Source organism: Bacillus niameyensis (assembly GCF_001375535.1).
Classification (GTDB): Bacteria; Bacillota; Bacilli; order Bacillales; family Bacillaceae_C; genus Lederbergia; species Lederbergia niameyensis.
Map to the genome: position 1 here is coordinate 1,897,037 of NZ_LN831197.1, position 19,337 is coordinate 1,916,373.

At 37.3% G+C, this 19,337-nt stretch carries 15 protein-coding genes and 2 pseudogenes; 4 read left to right on the top strand and 13 right to left on the bottom strand.

Annotation, left to right across the window (positions count from 1 at the left end):
* Positions 1 to 22: 22 nt before the first annotated feature.
* Positions 23 to 1,876, bottom strand: a complete 1,854-nt coding sequence (locus BN1243_RS09130; RefSeq protein WP_062106113.1) for a heavy metal translocating P-type ATPase — start codon at positions 1,874 to 1,876, stop codon at positions 23 to 25.
* Between the two features lie 227 nt (positions 1,877 to 2,103).
* Between BN1243_RS09130 and BN1243_RS21690 the strand changes: the two are divergent.
* Positions 2,104 to 2,764: pseudogene (locus BN1243_RS21690) on the top strand (aldo/keto reductase); the annotation flags it as partial.
* Between the two features lie 682 nt (positions 2,765 to 3,446).
* On the opposite strand, the gene BN1243_RS22850 reads toward BN1243_RS21690, so the two are convergent.
* The 11 genes and pseudogenes from BN1243_RS22850 to BN1243_RS09185 all read right to left on the bottom strand — a co-directional run bounded on the left by BN1243_RS22850 (position 3,447) and on the right by BN1243_RS09185 (position 15,302).
* Positions 3,447 to 3,581: a hypothetical protein gene (locus BN1243_RS22850; protein ID WP_268258067.1), complete on the bottom strand. Its 135-nt coding sequence runs from the start codon at positions 3,579 to 3,581 to the stop codon at positions 3,447 to 3,449.
* Between the two features lie 113 nt (positions 3,582 to 3,694).
* Positions 3,695 to 5,209, bottom strand: coding sequence for an osmoprotectant update ABC transporter permease/substrate-binding subunit OpuFB (gene opuFB, locus BN1243_RS09140; protein ID WP_062106116.1), 1,515 nt, complete (start codon positions 5,207 to 5,209; stop codon positions 3,695 to 3,697).
* Entirely contained in the window at positions 5,206 to 6,171 is a 966-nt protein-coding gene (locus BN1243_RS09145) for an ABC transporter ATP-binding protein (RefSeq protein WP_062106118.1), read from the bottom strand. Before BN1243_RS09145 ends, opuFB begins: the two co-directional genes overlap by 4 nt.
* A 121-nt stretch (positions 6,172 to 6,292) precedes the next feature.
* Positions 6,293 to 6,520: pseudogene (locus BN1243_RS23040) on the bottom strand (MmcQ/YjbR family DNA-binding protein); the annotation flags it as partial.
* A gap of 243 nt (positions 6,521 to 6,763) precedes the next feature.
* Positions 6,764 to 7,888: an IS4 family transposase gene (locus tag BN1243_RS09155; protein ID WP_062106120.1), complete on the bottom strand. Its 1,125-nt coding sequence runs from the start codon at positions 7,886 to 7,888 to the stop codon at positions 6,764 to 6,766.
* An 897-nt stretch (positions 7,889 to 8,785) separates the two neighbouring features.
* Positions 8,786 to 10,162, bottom strand: a complete 1,377-nt coding sequence (gene rlmD, locus BN1243_RS09160) for a 23S rRNA (uracil(1939)-C(5))-methyltransferase RlmD (RefSeq protein WP_062106123.1) — start codon at positions 10,160 to 10,162, stop codon at positions 8,786 to 8,788.
* 103 nt (positions 10,163 to 10,265) lie between these two features.
* Entirely contained in the window at positions 10,266 to 10,472 is a 207-nt protein-coding gene (locus BN1243_RS09165) for a YdbC family protein (protein WP_062106125.1), read from the bottom strand.
* Positions 10,473 to 10,514: 42 nt separating this feature from the next.
* Positions 10,515 to 12,137: a D-alanyl-D-alanine carboxypeptidase/D-alanyl-D-alanine endopeptidase gene (gene dacB / locus BN1243_RS09170; protein ID WP_195892098.1), complete on the bottom strand. Its 1,623-nt coding sequence runs from the start codon at positions 12,135 to 12,137 to the stop codon at positions 10,515 to 10,517.
* Positions 12,138 to 12,646: 509 nt separating this feature from the next.
* On the bottom strand, positions 12,647 to 13,636 hold the full coding sequence (locus tag BN1243_RS09175; RefSeq protein ID WP_062106129.1) for a Gfo/Idh/MocA family protein: 990 nt from the start codon (positions 13,634 to 13,636) through the stop codon (positions 12,647 to 12,649).
* Between the two features lie 79 nt (positions 13,637 to 13,715).
* The gene (locus tag BN1243_RS09180) at positions 13,716 to 14,747 is read right to left on the bottom strand and encodes an acyl-CoA dehydrogenase family protein (RefSeq protein WP_062106137.1); all 1,032 of its coding nucleotides are present in this window, start codon (positions 14,745 to 14,747) and stop codon (positions 13,716 to 13,718) included.
* 18 nt (positions 14,748 to 14,765) lie between these two features.
* Entirely contained in the window at positions 14,766 to 15,302 is a 537-nt protein-coding gene (locus BN1243_RS09185) for a GbsR/MarR family transcriptional regulator (RefSeq protein ID WP_062106139.1), read from the bottom strand.
* Between the two features lie 242 nt (positions 15,303 to 15,544).
* Between BN1243_RS09185 and BN1243_RS09190 the strand changes: the two genes are divergently transcribed.
* From BN1243_RS09190 to BN1243_RS09200, 3 genes are read left to right on the top strand one after another with little or no spacing between them, the layout of a single operon-like run.
* A complete protein-coding gene (locus tag BN1243_RS09190) occupies positions 15,545 to 16,798 on the top strand; it encodes a quaternary amine ABC transporter ATP-binding protein (protein WP_062106141.1) in 1,254 nt (417 codons plus the stop codon).
* A gap of 1 nt (position 16,799) precedes the next feature.
* Positions 16,800 to 17,648 carry an ABC transporter permease gene (locus BN1243_RS09195; protein WP_062106143.1) on the top strand — a complete coding sequence of 283 codons (849 nt, stop codon included), beginning with the start codon at positions 16,800 to 16,802 and terminating at the stop codon, positions 17,646 to 17,648.
* 6 nt (positions 17,649 to 17,654) lie between these two features.
* Positions 17,655 to 18,566, top strand: a complete 912-nt coding sequence (locus tag BN1243_RS09200; protein WP_062110529.1) for a glycine betaine ABC transporter substrate-binding protein — start codon at positions 17,655 to 17,657, stop codon at positions 18,564 to 18,566.
* A gap of 45 nt (positions 18,567 to 18,611) precedes the next feature.
* On the opposite strand, the gene BN1243_RS09205 is transcribed toward BN1243_RS09200, so the two are convergent.
* Positions 18,612 to 19,316, bottom strand: coding sequence for an NAD-dependent protein deacylase (locus BN1243_RS09205; RefSeq protein WP_062106146.1), 705 nt, complete (start codon positions 19,314 to 19,316; stop codon positions 18,612 to 18,614).
* Between the last annotated feature and the right edge of the window lie 21 nt (positions 19,317 to 19,337).

A 19,337-nucleotide genomic window follows, 5' to 3' on the forward strand; every position in this document is an offset into this window, starting at 1 on the left:
GTAGAGAGTATACCTTTTTCATTTAGCCTCTCAAACGATATCTCAATAATCTCATACCATTCAAGATGACTACTAAGATACTTGCTTCGTGAACCAACATCCCGATTGACATATTCATCCATGCACTAAATAGTAGGCTGGCAAGTAAGACTAATACCACACCAACTGCTATGGTGATGTTCTGTTTCATGTTTCTTGAAGTTGATTTTGTTAATCCTAATGCGTGTGGTAAACGACTAAGGTCAGAATTCATTAAAACGACATCCGATGTTTCAATTGCAACATCTGTTCCACTTCCCATGGCGATTCCGATATCCGCTAAGGCTAATGAAGGACTATCATTCACTCCGTCACCGACAAAGGCAATGATTTGGCCTTTTGCTTGCATTTTTTCAATATATGCGGATTTTCCTTCTGGAAGCATATGACCGTGTGCTTCTGTCAATCCAAGTTCTCGAGCAACTAAATCTACGGTTCCTTGGTTGTCCCCTGAAAGAACGACTAGGTTTTTGACTCCAAGTTTTTTTAGGTTTTGAAGATCTTTTTTAACACCTGGACGAATTTGATCCCGAATACCCATCAGAACTTTTAATTCTCCATCGACCGCAGTTAACACAAGAGAATTCCCGTTTTTCTCAAAGCGTTCGACGTCTTTTTTAGCTTTTTCGCTTAATTTCACATTTTCTTTTTCCATTAAAGCTACATTACCAACGGCTATATGATGAACACCTATTTTTGCTACAATTCCGCCACCTTTAACGACTTCGGTTTCTTCAACAGTAGAGAAAGTTGTCTCGCCAATATCCTGTAGGACAGCTTTTGCTAGTGGGTGGTCCGATTCACGCTCCACACTAGCTAAGTATCCTAGAGCTTCCTCAGTATTCCTTCCGTAAAATTCTTTTTCGGCAACTTCAGGGTTTCCTACTGTCAATGTTCCTGTTTTATCAAATACGATCGTATCTACTCTGCTAAAATCATTGATCACTTCACTACCTTTTAAGAGTACACCATTACGTGCACCGTTTCCGATTCCAGCAACGTTCGATACAGGTACCCCGATCACTAATGCTCCAGGACACCCTAAAACGAGAATCGTGATTGCCAGTTCGGTACTTCCTGAAAATATCCAAACAATAATACCAAGAACTAAAACAGCTGGTGTATAGTATTTTGAGAATCGATCAATAAAACGTTCCGCTTCTGATTTGGAATCTTGTGCCTCTTCAACTAATTCAATAATTCTACCAAATGTTGTATCCTCTCCAACACGGTCAGCTCGAATTTGAATCGTTCCATTTTCTAAGATAGAACCTGCAAATACTTCAGAATCGACCTTTTTGCTTACTGGAACAGACTCTCCGGTAATACTTGCTTCATTGATGTGGCCTTCTCCTGTTAACACGGTTCCATCTACAGGGACTTTTGCACCCGTTTTGACTAATAAAATATCACCTTCATCTACATCATCGACATCAACTTCTTCAAATTCTCCATTTTCCATTTGCTTTAAAGCACTTTCTGGTGCCAGCTCTGTTAATTCTTTAATGGCAGAACGTGTTCTGTTCAAAGTACGTTGCTCCAAGTAAGAACCAAATAAGAATAAGAAAGTAACGATGGCTGATTCCTCATAATTTTGAATCAATACTGCTCCAACTACTGCAATGGTAACTAAAACATCAATACTGACAACTTTTACTTTTAATGCCTGATAGGCTTGAATCGCAATTGGTGCTACACCAAGAATAGATGCAATGATGAGCGACCAATTGAAAATGGCCATGTTGTCTAAGGAAAATCGTCCTAAGAATGCAAGTGCAATCAAAATTGCACTGATCAGTGTAATGGAATTCTTTTTACTTAATATATATCTTTGCATGTTGATTCCCCTCCAATTTCATTTTCATTTGTATTCCTTGTTGATGACTCTAGTATAGGATGTTTATATGAAATAAAGATTGATTAGGATCAAGTTCTATTGTAAAAGTGAAGAATTATAAAAGAACAGCAAAACAAAACCAACTGTTTTACGGAATAACTCTTATATATTATCGAACATACATTCGCAAAAATTCATTATATTGTACATTCTTTATTCAGCAGGCTTTAGAAAAGCAAGCTGCTTACTTTAACGAAGAAGCTGTTGGACGAGCAATCGCTAAAAGTGGTGTGCCTCGTGAAGAGTTTTTTATCACCACAAAATTATGGATTCAAGATGCCAGTTACGAAGATGCGAAAGGTGCTTACCATGCTTCATTATATAGATTGGGTTTGGATTATTTAGACCTTTACTTAATACATCAACCATTTGGTCACTATTATGGTGCATGGCCTGCTATGGAAGAATTATATGAAGACGGAAAAGTTCGTGCGATTGGCCTAAGTAACTTTGACGATGCTCGCTTAGCTGACTTAATTATCAATTAATAAAGTCACTCCGGCTTTGAATCAAGTGGAAACTCACCCATTCTTCCAACAAAAAATTGCTATTGAAACCATGAAAAAATATGGTGTTCAAATTGAATCATGGGGACCATTTGCCCAAGGTAGTAAAAATATTTTCACGAATTCAACATTAATAGAAATTGCAGAAGCTCATGGAAAATTAGTAGGTCAAGTTGTCTTACGTTGGCATATTCAAAGAGGTGTCGTTGTGATTCCAAAATCAACAAATTCAGATCGTATGAAACAAAACTTGGATGTTTTTGATTTTGAATTAACTAATGAAGATATGGAAAAAATTACTGCGTTAGATTTAGGAAACAGTTAATTAATTTACTATTTACAAGCTGCATCAGCAGAAATGCTAAATAACTTAAAAGTACATGACTAAGGGAACATGAAAAAAACTGAGATTTTTCTCAGCTTTTTTCGTCCAAAGAAAAATTCGAGCATAGAGATTGTGAAAGATTACACTTAAACTAAAGGGTGCGATAGTTAGATAAAATATTACAAAAATGGCTTAGGGGCGAAAACAACTCTAAGCCTTTTTGCCTGTGAAATATACTGTGATTTGTGTTGTGAAATTTTTGTTATTTACTGTGCGATTAGGACTGTGCTTTAACGTTTTGCACCTCTAAAGCAAACCCGTTATTTTAGTTATGGGTCTATATTATTTTGAACTTAATTAAAGCACCCGTTTAGCTAAAGTTGTTCCTACTCAGACAACCATTTTCAATTTTTAATAAACCGTCCAACCAACAAAAAGAATATTCTTTCGCTCATTTATTTTTCATCAAAGTTCTATGTGCTTACTCACCTACCATGCCGTCCCCATCACGATCGTCCATATATAGATAAACCAATGTTATATTTAGGTTAATTAGGTAAAATAGTTGATAATAAAAGGAACATACATTTTAGATATGTCTAATATGGTGATCCCAATGTATTTCTTATACAACTAACGCACCCTATAGTTTAAGTGATAATATTCACAATCCTTTGTTTTAGAACATAAAAAGGTACGCCTTCTTACTAAAAAAAGCACCCTTTTCGAATAACTCAATGGTCTCTTTGCATTTGTCATCTCCTATAATCCTATCAATAATATGGTTTTCATCCCATACTGATGCTTTTTCCATTGGACAAGGGATTGAATGATATTGAACAAATAGAAAAGGGACGAAGCCCTACTGGATCCGCCCCTATTTTTTATTAATAAAAACCGATTTATTCAATTGATGTCCCAGAGTTCTTAGTTTATTAACCCTTCTTCTTGTAAATATTCCTTAGCAACTTCAAATGCATTTTCTCCTTCTACATTCACTTGATAGTTCATTTCCCGCATTTCATCATCTGTTATTTTTCCAGCTAGTTTATTTAACGAATCAACAATTTCAGGATACTTCTTGGCGGTTTCTTCTTTTAATAAAGGTGCTCCCTGATAAGGTGGGAATAAATGTTGATCATCTTCCAACACTTTTAGATTATATTGTCGTAATTCACTATCGGTAGAATATGCATCAACTAAATTAATCTCACCAGATTTGACTGCAGTATAGCGTAATTTCGGTTCCATTGTAACGAGGGTGGGAAAATGAATACCGTATAAGGCTTGAATTCCTTTATATCCATCTTCCCTATCAGAAAATTCTAATGTAAATCCAGCTTTAACTTTATTCTCTATACCATTTAAATCGGAAATAGCTTTTACCCCATATTGATTCGCAAAGTCAATTGGTACTGCCAATGCATAGGTATTGTTATACTGCATTGGTTTCAGCATCACCATATTGAACTGTTTTAACAATCCATCCTTTGCTTGGTTGTAGACCTCCTCACGATTGGTACTTTCTGCCGTTTCTTTTAAAAACTCCGAAATGGCAGTTCCGGTAAACTCTGGATAAATATCAACGGTCTCCGTTTTGAGTGCATTGAACACAAACGAGGTTTTACCTAGGCCTGGTTTCAGTTCAACTTGCAAGTCTGTTTCATCTTCAATTAATAATTTATACATATTAATTAAGATTTCTGGTTCTGAGCCCAGCTTTCCGGCAATCACAATTTTTTCATTTTGATGTCCAATTAGTGGAGCCACTATAATTGCTAAAGCCAATATACCAATTCCCCCCATTGAAACGAAGGCATTCTTATACGATAGGTTTTCAAATGTTTTAAGTAAAAAATCAAATAGAATAGCAAGGAGTGCAGCAGGAATTGCTCCAAGTAGAATTAAACTTGTATTATTTCTATCAATTCCTAGAAGAATAATATCCCCTAATCCACCAGCTCCAATTAGTGCAGCAAGAGTTGCCGTACCTATAATTAATACAGTTGCTGTTCGGATACCGGCCATAATGACTGGCATGGCAAGTGGAATTTCCACCTTAATTAATCTCTCTATGGAGTTCATCCCCATTGCTCTAGCTGCCTCAATTAATGATGGATTAACCTCTTTTATTCCTGTATACGTATTTCTTAAAATTGGGAGTAATGCGTATGCAACTAAAGCAATTATGGCTGGTACTCTACCAATCCCAAATAAGGGGATTAATATACCTAATAGGGCTAACGAAGGAATGGTTTGAATGACAGATGTTATGCCTATAATGACCTCAGCTATTTTTTTATGTCTTGTCAGATAAATACCTAAAGGGATTGCAATAATGACTGCAAAAATGAGTGCGATAAGAGAAATCTGGATGTGCTCTAGTAATGCTTCTAATAATTCATCTCTTCTTTCCTGAAAAACTTGCGTAAACTCCGTCATTTATTAGACCCCCTTTCTGGCATTTTAGAAGACAGAAATTGGATAATGGCTTTTCTGTTAATAACACCAATACGTTCACCATCTTTTTCAACAACAAGTTGTTCATGGTTAGCCAAAATATCCAATACCTTCTTCAATGGGGTCGCTATTGGTATCACTTCAGTAGAGTTTTGTGAAATATCACTTTGCACCATTGGCTGAATGATTACTTCCCAGTCAACATCATCGATCCAATTTCCTGATTTATTCCCAACAAATTCTTTCACAAATTTATTAGCAGGTTTGGAAAGAAGTTCATGAGGTGTTCCGATTTGAACGATTCTTCCATTCTTCATGATACAAATTCGGTCTGCCAATTTTAAAGCCTCTTGCATATCATGAGTCACAAAAACAGTCGTCTTTTTGAGACTTTTCTTTAAATCTAACATATCATCTTGGAGTTTATCCCGACTTATTGGATCCAATGCACTAAACGGCTCATCCATTAAAATGATTTCAGGGTCTGCCGCAAGAGCTCGAATAACGCCTACCCGTTGCTGCTCACCTCCTGATAATTCAATTGGTTTCCTGCTTGCATACTTTTGTGGGTCTAAGCCTACCATTTTCATAAGCTCAAATGCCCGTTCTTTCATCTTCTCTTTTGTCCATTTTTTCATTTCTGGAACAACCGTAATATTTTCCTCAATTGACATATGTGGAAAAAGTGCAATTTGTTGAAGTACATATCCAATATTCCATCTTAATTCATGGATATCATACTCATTTATATTATTTCCATCGAAAAATATAGTCCCTTCGGATAGAGGAATCAATCGATTTATCATTTTTAGTGTTGTTGTTTTTCCACATCCACTTGGCCCAATGAGGACAAAAAATTCTCCTTTTTTTATCTCCATGTTTAGGGAATCAACAGCAATAGTACCATCTTCGTAACTTTTTGATACATTTTCAAATTTAATCATAAAATGTTACTCCTCATTTTTCGCTTCATAAACGATAGCAAATCCTCGGGCACCTCACCAGTAATCACCTGAACATCATTTGTTGTCTCGTCCATTAGATTTAGACTAGCTGCAACATATGATGGAAGGCAGGAACAATAGAAGGGTAATTCTGACGATAGAAATCCAACCAACCGGCTTCACACTTCAGATTAATCCAAATATGGTCATCTCTATTAAAAATCCAAGCAAAGACTTTCTTGTTTTCTTTATGTCGAATTAATGTCCAATTCTTATCTTTAAATGGAAAATCCTTATAAGTATTTTCCAATTTCAAACAGTAATTAATAGTTTCCTCTCTCGTTTGCATTTTCTCCACTCCTTCAACATCGAAGTATGCAATCCTTTCTTATAATTAACTCCTTGCAACTTTAGTTGGTTCAAAAAAAGTCTTATTTTAACCATAAATCACTAGTGTCGCATAAATTATAACTGAATTTTCAGTTATATAATTCTCGATTTTTAATAAAAAAATTAAAACATGTAAACAAAGGTAGTAAACATCCACTTTTTTTACTATAGCTTTGGGCCGGGGATACAGAAACAAAATAGTTTAGGGAACGGTGTTCCCTTGGATTTTACGTAGCCAGATATGAGCAGATTTCCACAGGGATGCCTTCAAATACCGACTGATTTGCAAGTAAGTGCGCTGGCTTTTTGTGTTTAGCTGGGCAAGTACATTTAAACAATAGACAATCATTGCCACATACACTTGGTTATGAACTGCCTGTTCACTTTGACCATAGAATTTTTTGATGTTCAGATGTTGTTTCATCCATTTAAAGAATAGTTCAATGGCGCAGCGTGATTTGTACAGATCGGCGATTTCATCTGCGCTTAAATCAAATCGATTCGTAAGTAGATGTAGTTCGTTACCTTTTGAATCCAGAACATTTATCAGGCGAAACGCATTTTCAGAACGATTTTGCGTGGTACCGATCACGACCATTTTATCCGACAAGATCGATGAATTTTCCCGTAACTTAAAGATATCCAGTTGACGTACAACCGCATTTTTCCGTAAACGGGAAACGAAGAAAAAACCATCGTCTGTCATGCGATCGAAGCGCTCATAATCCAAATAACCACGGTCAAATACATACATGCATTCTCGGTCGTCAACCAACACTTCAAGTTGGCCGCGATCATGTTCGATGGCATTCGTAAGCACGGCTTGATCTGGATACGAGCAACCTTTTTCCATAAACACAAGTCGTAAATGAAGCTTGACGCCAGATTTTGTTTTGCGAAACTTAGCCCACCTATGGTTGTTCAAGTTCAATGGCAAGGTGCTCGAATCAATGATCTTAAGCGGTGTTGTTGTTTTTCTCCTACTTTCAAAATTAGTCTTTGTGTGAATTTGCATCACCAAGTCAAGAAAAAGCTTCTGAAAGAATTCCGTAGGAATCTGATTCAAACGTCTACCTAACTGTAAGAAACTTATAGATTCGAGACTAGTTGCACTCTGTAATTCTTCGGAGAAAACACAGTCGCTCAAGGCACGTAGACTTTCTGTTTCGTGAAGTTGAGCGTATAGCAATAGTCTCCAAAAGGACTCCATGTGAAGCTTCTTTGTATAGTAATTTAATTGATGATTTTTCACTTGTTCCTCAAATAAATGCTTAGAAACAGGTGAAAGCCATTGTTCAAATGATGTTTTTCGTGTAAACTTATCCATACGGATGTCCTTTATATTGGATTTGGATAGTTTACTACCACCAAACCATTATAAAGGATTTTTTTATGGAAAAGTTTACTAACTGAAAATTAAAATTAATTGTCTTGGAGAATTATTTTAATGCGACACTAGTGATTCTAATTATATTTCAACAATTTCTCCTATTTGTGACAATGTTCTTTCACAAACCTGCATCTTTAGTTTTAAGACGTTATTTTACAATCTCTATAACCCATGCCTACTTTACCATATACTCAAATATTTATAACCAGATTCATTTTCGAGTTACACATTAATTCTTTCCTCTTAACTCCATTACCACATTATGGATGAAATATTACAAACTCAACTTCATTTCTTTCCTCTCCTATGTACAACAAAAATAAACCCTTCCGAAATCCCCCACCTCAAACCCGCATTCCACCGTTGTCGATAAAATAAAGTTTTCCGACGGACCCCTGACTTTTTAACTTTTCAGTTTAAAAATAGCCCCTTTTTCCGCCTGTTTTTCGGCATTTTTTCACGTCGGGAGTTAAAATAGAAATCTCCGAGAATGGAAGGAAAAAAACCGAGAAAAGAATAGTGGAAAGAAGAGAAAAAAGCCTTAAAAAAAGAAAGAATCACCCCTGAAAGATCTTCGGTTTCTTATTGAATTACTGTCTGAAAAAATATTGATAAAGCCTTAATTGGCAAGGGATTGAGCAGGATTATCATTGATAAAACTATTGAAAATATATTGATTTTATATTGAATTATACCAGAAAAAATCCCAGGTTCCTAATGAGGAAAAACCGGGATAATATTGAATCAGAAGCGGATATCGGAAATGTTTATTTTAACGAAAATTGGTTCCGAATCGGAAATTTCTATTTTAGTTCGGAAGTATTTATTGTTGTTTTACACTTTTAAAATCATCTGCGATACTACCTCAACATGCATCGTCTGCGGAAACATATCTACAGGTTGAACTTCTAAAGTTTGATAGCCCCCATCTTCCAAAATGCGCAAATCCCTTGCCAATGTGGCTGGGTTACAAGACACATATACGACTTTTTTCGGTTTCATTTCAATGATTGTATCTAATAGCGCTTGGTCACAGCCTTTGCGTGGTGGGTCGACAACGAGGACATCGGCTTCGATGCCTTGTTTATACCAATTAGGAATGACAACTTCGGCTTCACCAACTGCGAATTCAACGTTTTCGATTTTATTTAATTCCGCATTTTGTCTGGCATCCTCGATCGCTTCGGGAACGATTTCGACGCCAAATACTTTTTTCGCTTTTTGCGCGAGAAACAGGGATATCGTTCCGATTCCACAGTAAGCGTCAATAACAGTTTCTTCACCGGTCAACTCGGCATACTCAAGAGCTTTTTCATATAAAACCTTCGTTTGCTCTGGGTTCACTTGATAGAAAGAACGTGCTGAAATCGCAAATTGAATGTCTCCAATATAATCAGAAATTGTTTCGGCTCCCCATAGCACTCTTGTCTGATCCCCGAAAATGACATTCGTTCGCTTCGAGTTAATATTTTGCACAATCGACTTTACGTTTGGAATCACGTTAACTAGATCTTCTATGATTTTTTTGCGATTAGGTAATTCATCCGTTTTCGTAATAAGAACAATCATGATTTCTCCGGTTGCTTTCCCATAACGAGCCATGACATGTCTGAGCGTACCTTTATGTGACTTTTCGTCATATGATTTTACGCCATATTTCCCACAGACTTCCTTCACTTTCAAAAGAACTTGATCGTTTTGTTCCACTTGGATTAAACATTCTTTCATATCAATAATGTCATGTGTGCGCTGACGATAAAACCCGCCGATCAGGCCGCCTTCCCGCTCGCCAATCGGAACTTGAGATTTATTGCGATAACGCCAAGGATTTTCCATGCCAAGAACAGAGTGAATAGTCACATTATCTAATTTACCAATTCGTTGAATAACATCCCTGACTTGTTTTTCCTTCGCTCTTAGCTGCCCTTCATAGCTCAGATGCTGAAGCTGGCATCCCCCGCACTCTTCATAAATAGGACATTCAGGAAGAACGCGATATTGACTTTCCTCATATAACTCAATGATCTTTCCGAAACCATAGCCTTTATTTAATTTCGTCACTTTCACTTTAGCTTTTTCACCTGGAAGTCCATTTGGAATAAAAAGAGGATAGCCATCAATTTTGGCTACACCGTTCCCATCATGAGTCAGGTCTTCGAAAGTACAATCAATTATTTGATTTTTTTGAACTGGTAGTTGCATTTTGCCCATTGTTGTCTTCCTTTTCGTACAATTTTTCAATAATATGATTGTACCACAATAGCACGGAATCCCTAAAAAAATCCATCCCTCCAAATTTGGGATGGATCTTCTCTCATAATATTTCTTTCAATTTTTGTATTTCCTCTTCGGTCAACGTAATTCCTTTTCCCATTTTTTCATGATCTGGTGCCCAATCGCGAATATCATATTTTGGGTCTCGCCCATTCCAACTAACTAAGTTAAGCTCTCGTGTCCAACCTTTTGCTGATTCCGATAGAACAGCAATGTGTTTTGTAATTTCGAATTTTATGTCTGCCATATGTGTTTCCCTTCCTTTTCTATCTTTTCTGGATTCCTAATATTAATCTAAACTATAATTTACTAAAATTGCACAAATTTCATCTTGAATTGCGGTCATGGATCCTCGGATGAAATTATTCATCATAATTGAAAAAACGAGTTCTTCCCCGCTCGCAGTTGTAACATATCCAGAAAGAGTACTGACTCCAGTAATAGATCCAGTTTTTGCCTTAATTTTACCTTTAGTTGCCTCATCTGTCATACGATAGCGCAATGTCCCGCCTACCATTTTTCCCGGTTCACCTGAGATAGGTTGAGATTGTTCAAAAGCAGAATACCAACTTTTCTTGCGGACTTCAAACAATAGTTTAGTCAATTGATTAGGCGTGATCAAGTCTTTATCAGATATACCCGAACCATCTCGCACGAGCACACTGCTCAGGTCTAAACCAAATTCCTCGAGCCTTTCCGTCATGACTTCTAATCCCTTTTCCCAGCTACCCTCATCATGTATGACCTTTCCCATTTCTTTAACAAGTGTTTCTGCATGAATATTATTGCTTAATTTCATGAATGGGATAAGCAGATCTTCCAAAGGTATCGATTTTTTCGCAACTAATAATTTGGCTTTTTCAGGTGTTTCACCAGTTTTCAGCTTCGAGGATGGAGCAAATGTCACTTCATGTTCTTCCAGAGACTTTTTAAAAATATCTAATGCGTAGCCTGTTGGCTCCCAAACAGCAATCCATACTCTTGTTTTAGCCGTGCCAATCGGGACCTTACCTTTAATCAAAATTTGATTTGTTCCATGTTTTCGCTCGACCGATAAATCAGCAATTTCCTGATCTGCAACCGTTTCGGCATTATTGATAATTTCTACGTATTCAGTTTCTGGTGTAACTTTAATTACTGGAGCATCCCCTACTTTTTCCGCAGGAATAACATCAATAAAAACAGATCCAGCATCAAAATCCTCATTTGGAGATAGCGTTAATGCCGAAATCTGTCCCCCGTAATAATAGGACTCATCCGACCAAATTAAATCTTGTGAATAGCGGACATCATCATACCAATGATCATCTCCGATCAAATCACCGTTAATTTGCTGAATCCCCTTTTCCCTTATCCCCCGAGAAAGCGCATCCAAATCTTTCTTTAATAAAGTTGGATCTCCTTTGCCTGTTAAATAAAGATCACCATCAAGAACCCCATCTTTAATTTGACCATCTGTCCATACTTCTGTTGTGAATTGATACTTCGGTCCAAGCGTTTCCATGGCGGCAGCAGCTGTTAATAATTTCATGTTTGAGGCAGGGCGTAAGAGCACATTCCCATCATGAGAATAGATCAGGTCCCCATTATTGGCATTTCGAACACTGATTCCAGTAATCACTCCATTTAAGCTTGGATTCTGTAAAATTTCATCAATTTCATCGGCGAGTTGTTGCGATTTCTGCTTAGAATCAACTACCTCAATAGATACTGGAGCTACGATCGCTTTTTCCATCATAATAGTCCTTAAATGGGGAAATTTCTTTTCTAGCTGAGCAACTGAGGAAATATCGGCGTTAGAAACTTTCAGATTAATGATTGTAAAAATAGTAGCAACACCAACGAATAGACTTAAAAAAATAATTTTGCTTTTATGAATCATATGTTCACCTACGATATATTTCTTTCTCAAAGGAAGTAGTTTGCTCTTCTAAATATCAGAAAAGTATGGGAGCCGATCTTCATTTAACATTCGTTTAAATGAAACAGCCTCTCCCTTTACACTTCTCCATAATAGCTAAATCCACATTTGATTCTCTATCGTGTTGAGAATATTTTTTGAGTAGATTTTAAGATCGGTTAAAGTTTTCAAGTCACTAATTTCATGTATCACTTCTCCTCAACCACTTATTAGGATTAATTTTAGCATAATGGCAAATGGAATACCTATCGATAATGCAGAGTGTTTTCGAAAATCGAAAGTGCTCGATTCCTATGCCATCGTTACCGTTTCTCATAAACACAATGCTAAACCGTAATGATTCACTACCTATCGTTACCATGGCTCACGTGTACAATGTTTTTCGGGAACGATCCATTGCCAGCTTGGATATTAGACCACCACTACTTGTTTTTAAATTACTAAATTTTCGAACAAACAATAAAGGAATTGCCCAATCACACGGACAATTCCCTTTATTTTTATCCTATATTAATCCTTTTTCCTTCTGTAAAAGATTGAATCGCTTTTTCGTTAATTTCTGTAAGGCGAATAGCGTCGTCTTTCGTGATAGAAGGTGCTTTTTCAGTTTTAATTGCGGCTACCCATTGATCCATCGGCATTGGTAGAGCGCTAGGTAGTTCTGGTCTTTGCCAGCCTTGTTCAAGGTGACTGCTTTGGATGCGAACCGAACCTTCCTCGATCATAAGCACGCCTTCAGTTCCATACAATTCCAATTGGAAAGGGCTGCCATAAGATTGAAAACCAGATTCGATAATTCCTATAGCACCAGATTGATATTCGACTAAAACAGCTGCATTGCCCTCTACTTCAAAGCCATCTGCTTGTTGGAACTGAGTTTGAACTGATTTTGCGGGACCTGCCAAACGATTCGTTAAGTAAATTGGATGAGCACCAAGGTCCATTAATGCACCGCCGCCAGCTTGTTCTTTACTGAAGAATCGCTCTGGAAGCCAGCCTGTTTTTGCCCCGTTTTGGCCGACACCACCATTATGAGCTAAACGACAGCGAATAGTTGTTAACTTTCCTAATTTTCCTGAGTCTAATGCTTCTTGGGCATATAAATAATAATTTTCAGTCAATCTAGGAAGTGAAAGCGTAAGTTGAACATTGTTTGCTTCTACTGCTGCATAAATCTCTTCACAGTCTTCCACTGTAAAAGCTAAAACTTTTTCAGTAAAAATATGCTTTTTATGCTGAGCAGCTGCAATAATAATCTCTTTATGTAGATTCGTCGGTGTGCTCAAAATAACTGCATCAATTTCTGGATTCGATAATACTTGCTCTAAATTTTCCTCGAATGGAACTCCAAGTTGTTCAGCCCACTTTTTACCACGTTCTGCTTCTTCATCCCAAACCATTTTAATAGAAAGATCCGAAATTCCTTTAGCTTGATTTGCATAATCATCTGCATGAACATGCCATCTACTTAACAATGCAACATTTATCACTATAGACACTCCCTTTTATCAATCTGTACTACTATTCTTTCATTTTACTAGAATATCCATTTATATAACAATAATTAGATTAGGAACTAATAAAACTATGCTGCCCAGCAGTATATAAATCGCGCCAAATCTTATTTAGTTTGGAGTCTTCCATAATGGCCTCCATACCTAATTGACGAATAAGACTGTTCGTACCATCAATCGCAAGCTTAACTGAACGTTTGCAAATTTGACTAAAATGCTCAAGCTCTGTTACATCCAGCGTTTTCCCTAGAAGATGATCTCCCCATAACTTTTCTACTTCCGAATAAAATTCAGAAGTTGACTTAGAAAACAAATCTTCATGCTTCTTTACTGCTTCACTTACAAGTTTAAAACGTTCGCCAGCACTGCTCATTCTTTTTTCTACGATTCGATTGGTTTCCTCATAAAAACTTTCTGTAATACCAAAGCATACTGCTGTAAAAGAGCTTTGCGAAAACTGAACAAAAGGAAAGGTATAAATCGGATTTGCATATTGATTTTGCTCTCCAAATATAGAAAATGTTCGTTCTTTTGGAACAAAGGCATTATTCACCTTAATCGAATGGCTCCCAGTTGCTTTTAAGCCAAACGCATTCCAATCTTCTACTATTTCTACTTGCTCAGGCATTAAAATAAAACTGAGAATTTCTCCATCTTTTAGTTTATTATTTGCGGTGAAAAAAGAGGCGAATGGGGATCCGCTGCAATATTTCCATTCCCCATTAACGATATAGCCTCCATCCACTTCCGCGGCCACCCCATTAGGATGGCCACTTCCAGCAAGTACAGCGTGATTCGGGCTAAATAATTTTTCCGCCCACTCAGTATCCATGAATGGAACGAACATTCCTCCGCCTGATCCAATTGTCGTTAACCAACCAAAATTCCCTTCCACAGCAGACGCTTTCTGAAAAACACGTAATGCCTCAGGAAGGCTCAACATTTTCCCGCCTAACTCCTCGGGAACAAATAATTTAAATAATTTCTGTTCGTACATAAAGGTGAGAATATCACTTGGTATTGCCTTTGTATATTCCATTTCTCTTGCCTGTTCTCTAATTCTCTCTCTCCACGCCTCAGTAAACATAGGTTCCCCCGCAGCTTTTTAGTTTGTTTTTTTTGGCACTAATTGGAAGATTTCGTGTGATTCAAATGTCTCCACTACTCTCGCCAACCAATCGTAATAAGACAATATATATTCAAGCTTATCTATATCCCCTTGCGCAAGCTCCTTGATCTCCTCGTCCGTTTCTTCATTAGAAGCTAATTCTCTTAATTCTGATAAAGATTTACGAATGGAGATTTTATGCATCGAAACCGCACTTTTCCATTTAGTTGAAAATAAATCTATAAAGCTTTGATACCAGTCTTCTTCGACTTGGTATAAATCTTTTCTTATCCCTTTTTTCCAAACCCTTTCGACCATTTTCAAATCCGATAAAGCCCTGACTGAGGTACTCATACTCGTTTTACTCATACCCAGTTCTTCCTTCATTTCATCGAGTGTTAAAGGTTCATGGTGAAAAAACATCATTCCATATAATCTGCCAGCCGATGGGGTAAGTCCATATAAATGAATATTTTGAGCAATCGTCTCTATGATCCGTTCACGGGCTTTTTCAAGTTGCTCTTTGTCCTTCAACAATTTCACATCCTCAATAATGATGACCCTTATGAACTACTCTATTATACCTTTCAAAAAAAATAAAGAATTATGCGATGGAGGAAATCAAAGCATTTTGGAGCATTTGTACGAAAAATATCCGTTTCATTCGTACAGTTTATTCTGTACGTACATATCGTACAGTATATGGATGGTTATGAGGATTGTAATCTAATTCATGATTACGTAACATTAAATAAGTAATCAAAAGGGGTGAAATCATGGAGGTAACGACTAGAAAGAAAAAAATCGAAGTAAAAAATGTAACGAAAATCTTCGGTAAAAACATCAAAAAAGCAAAGCAACTCTTACAAGAGGGTAAAAATAAACAAGAAATTTTAAAATCCACCAATGCCACAGTTGGAGTAAATAACGCCCAATTTGAAGTGTTTGACGGAGAAATCTTCGTTATTATGGGTTTATCAGGTAGTGGAAAATCTACGCTTGTTCGAATGCTTAATCGCTTAATTGAACCGACAGATGGTCAAATTTTATTAGATGGAATTGACCTCGTCACTTTAAAAAAGGATGAACTTCGTGAAGTTAGAAGGAAAAAAATTGGAATGGTCTTTCAGAAATTCGCACTTTTCCCACACCGAACGATACTGGAAAACACAGAATATGGTTTGGAAATACAGGGAATTCCAAACCAAACTCGTGATGCCAAAGCACGCGAAGCATTAAAACTTGTTGGTCTAGAAGGTTATGAAAATCAGTACCCTAATCAACTTAGTGGGGGAATGCAACAACGGGTAGGTCTTGCGAGAGCACTTGCAAATAACCCGGACATTTTATTAATGGATGAAGCGTTTAGTGCATTGGATCCTCTTATTCGAAAAGACATGCAAAACGAATTACTTCAGTTGCATGATGAAATGGGGAAAACGATTATTTTTATTACCCACGATCTTGATGAGGCGCTAAGAATCGGAGATAGAATCGCGCTTATGAAAGATGGGGAAATCGTCCAACTTGGTACACCTGAAGAAATATTAATGAGACCTTCCAATGAATATGTTGAAAGGTTTGTAGAAGATGTAGATCTATCCAAAGTGCTAACTGCTAATCATATTATGAAACAAGCAGAAAGTGTTCAGATTGATAGAGGACCAAGAGTCGCTCTACGACTTATGAAACATCACGGAATATCGTCTATTTATATTGTAGATAAACAAAACAGACTACTTGGAGCCGTAACTGCGCAAGAAGCAAAAGAAGCAGCTGAAAAAGATCAATCGCTTCAAGAAGTGCTCATTGAAAATATAACGACTATTTCTGAGGATACTTTGCTCACTGATCTCTTTAATATGGTCTCTACCGCTCCGATTCCTGTTGCTGTTGTCAATGAGGAACGAAGATTGCAAGGAATCATCATTCGCGGAGCATTGATTGGTGCACTTTCTGGAGATGATCATTTTATTAATGAAAATGGACTGCAAGATCCAGTGGTCGATACATTGCGGGAGGTGAATTAATTTGGAAAATCTTTTACCGAGAATCCCGCTCGCCACATGGATTGATAATCTATTAGATTGGCTGATTGATAAGTTTGGCTCAGTATTTGACGGAATTACAGTTTTACTGGAAGGTGCCGTAGAAGGAATTGTTTCAGTACTTGGTTTTATCCCCTCCATTCTGCTTGCCGTTATCTTCGGTCTCATTGCTTGGCTCGTATCAACTCGAAAAATAGCCATTTTTTCCTTGATTGGTTTTTTGATTGTTGATTATTTAGGATTTTGGAATCCGATGTTAGAGATGTTAGCCCTCGTAATCACTTCAGTCATCATCTCTATTATTTTAGGAATTCCCATTGGGATTTGGGCATCACAGAAAAATACGGTTAGGAAAATAGTTACACCTATATTGGATTTCATGCAGACGATGCCAGCTTTCGTATACTTATTGCCGGCCATCTTCTTTTTCAATATTGGCGTTGTACCAGGTATTGTGGCTTCCGTTATTTTCTCGATGCCACCGACGATTCGCTTAACTATTCTCGGGATTCGCCAAGTTCCAGAGGATCTAATAGAAGCAACAGAAGCATTTGGTTCAACTACTGGCCAAAGGTTAATGAAAGTTCAAATTCCACTCGCCATGCCCACAATTATGGCTGGGATTAATCAGAGTATTATGCTCGCGTTATCTATGGTCGTTATAGCTTCTATGGTTGGTGCACCAGGCCTTGGTACAGAAGTGTACCGAGCTGTTACGCAATTGAAAACCGGTGTTGGATTTGAAGCCGGACTTGCAATTGTAATAGTAGCGATCATTTTAGATAGAATTACACAAAATGTAGGAAAGAAAAAACAAGGGGGAACTGTGTAAATGAATATTGCAAAGAAAATTACAGGATTAAGTGCAGCAGCATTTCTAGCTTTTGGGCTGGCTGCTTGTGGAAGTGATGATGCAGGGTCAAGTAATGGTGACAACGGAACAAAGACAAGCTCCAAATCCGTTGGTGAAAGTGTCGATTATAAAATTACAGGAATCGATCCTGGCGCTGGAATTATGCAGGCATCAGAAAGAGCGATTGAAGACTATGAATTAGATGATTGGGAACTAGTTTCCGGATCTGGCGCTGCCATGACTGCTGCACTTAAAAAAGCGTACGATAAGGAAGAACCAATTATTATTACTGGTTGGAATCCGCATTGGATGTTCTCCAAATATGATTTAAAATATTTAGATGACCCTAAAGGTTCATACGGTGGAGCAGAAGAAATTCATTCGATCGGCCGCCTAGGCTTAGAGGAAGATCATCCAGAGGCTTTCAAAGTCCTATCTCAATTCAAATGGGAAGACGCTGACATGGGAGCGATCATGGTTGATATTCAAGAAGGTGAAAAACCTGAAGTCGCTGCTCAAAACTGGATCGATGAGAACAAAGAAAAAGTGGAAAAATGGACCGAAGGCGTAAATAAAGTGGACGGTGACAAATTTAAACTTGTCTATGTTGCATGGGATAGTACAATTGCTAGTACTAATGTAATGAAAATCGTATTAGAAGACCTCGGTTATAAGGTAACAATTTCCCAAGTAGAAGCTGGTCCAATGTGGACAGCGGTTGCGGATGGAAGTGCTGATGCTCTTCTTGCTGGGTGGTTGCCAGTTACTCACCAATCATATGCAGAAAAATTTGAAGGTAAATTTTTAGATCTTGGTATTAGCATGGAAAACGTTAAAATTGGTTTGACTGTTCCAACTTATATGGAAGATGTTAATTCTATTGAAGATCTGAAATAATCAGTGTTACAAAAAGTCCCTCCGCAAATAAGTGGAGGGATTTCCTTATTTATCTAGTTCTTTCAGGACTTCACCAATTTTACGTTCATTAACGACAAGGTCAGCAAACATATCCAGTTCAGTTGGTTCCATATTGATAATGACAAATTTAGCCCCATTTTGTTTAGCGATTAATGGAAATTGATTAGCTGGTGAAACCGTTAGAGAAGAACCAAGAACGATAAACAAATCTGCTTTTTCACTTTCTTCAGCAGCTTTCATTAATGCATCCTCTGGCAACATTTCCCCGAATAATACGACAGACGGTCTTAAGGTCCCGCCACATTCACAAATAAATTCTTCCTTTGCATATTTTTCATTACCATATTCCTTACCGCATGTTTGACAATGAACCTTTTTCATCGTTCCATGCAATTCAATCACATTCTCGCTGCCCGCCTCTGAGTGAAAACCATCAATATTTTGCGTAATAATGCTCTTGATCAGTCCTGCCTTTTCCCATTTCGCTAAAATTTCATGACCTTTATGTGGATGGGCCTCATTAAGACCTAATACACGGTAACGATAAAATTCAAAGAACATCTCAACGTTTTGATTCAATGCCTCTGTACTTGCTATTTTACTTGGATCTTCCTTTGTCCATAACCCATTGTTAGAAGAGCGGAAATCAGGCAAACCACTTTCTGTTGACATACCTGCTCCCGTTAATACGACCGTATAATTAGAGTCTTTTAACCATTGAGATAACAAGTCAAAACAATCTCCTTTCCT

Coding starts and splice junctions, on each gene's coding strand:
- BN1243_RS09130 (WP_062106113.1), bottom strand. CDS start 1,876: ATGCAAAGATATATATTAAGTAAAAAGAATTCCATTACACTGATCAGT.
- BN1243_RS22850 (WP_268258067.1), bottom strand. CDS start 3,581: ATGGAAAAAGCATCAGTATGGGATGAAAACCATATTATTGATAGGATT.
- opuFB (WP_062106116.1), bottom strand. CDS start 5,209: ATGACGGAGTTTACGCAAGTTTTTCAGGAAAGAAGAGATGAATTATTA.
- BN1243_RS09145 (WP_062106118.1), bottom strand. CDS start 6,171: ATGATTAAATTTGAAAATGTATCAAAAAGTTACGAAGATGGTACTATT.
- BN1243_RS09155 (WP_062106120.1), bottom strand. CDS start 7,888: ATGGATAAGTTTACACGAAAAACATCATTTGAACAATGGCTTTCACCT.
- rlmD (WP_062106123.1), bottom strand. CDS start 10,162: ATGGGCAAAATGCAACTACCAGTTCAAAAAAATCAAATAATTGATTGT.
- BN1243_RS09165 (WP_062106125.1), bottom strand. CDS start 10,472: ATGGCAGACATAAAATTCGAAATTACAAAACACATTGCTGTTCTATCG.
- BN1243_RS09180 (WP_062106137.1), bottom strand. CDS start 14,747: ATGTTTACTGAGGCGTGGAGAGAGAGAATTAGAGAACAGGCAAGAGAA.
- BN1243_RS09190 (WP_062106141.1), top strand. CDS start 15,545: ATGGAGGTAACGACTAGAAAGAAAAAAATCGAAGTAAAAAATGTAACG.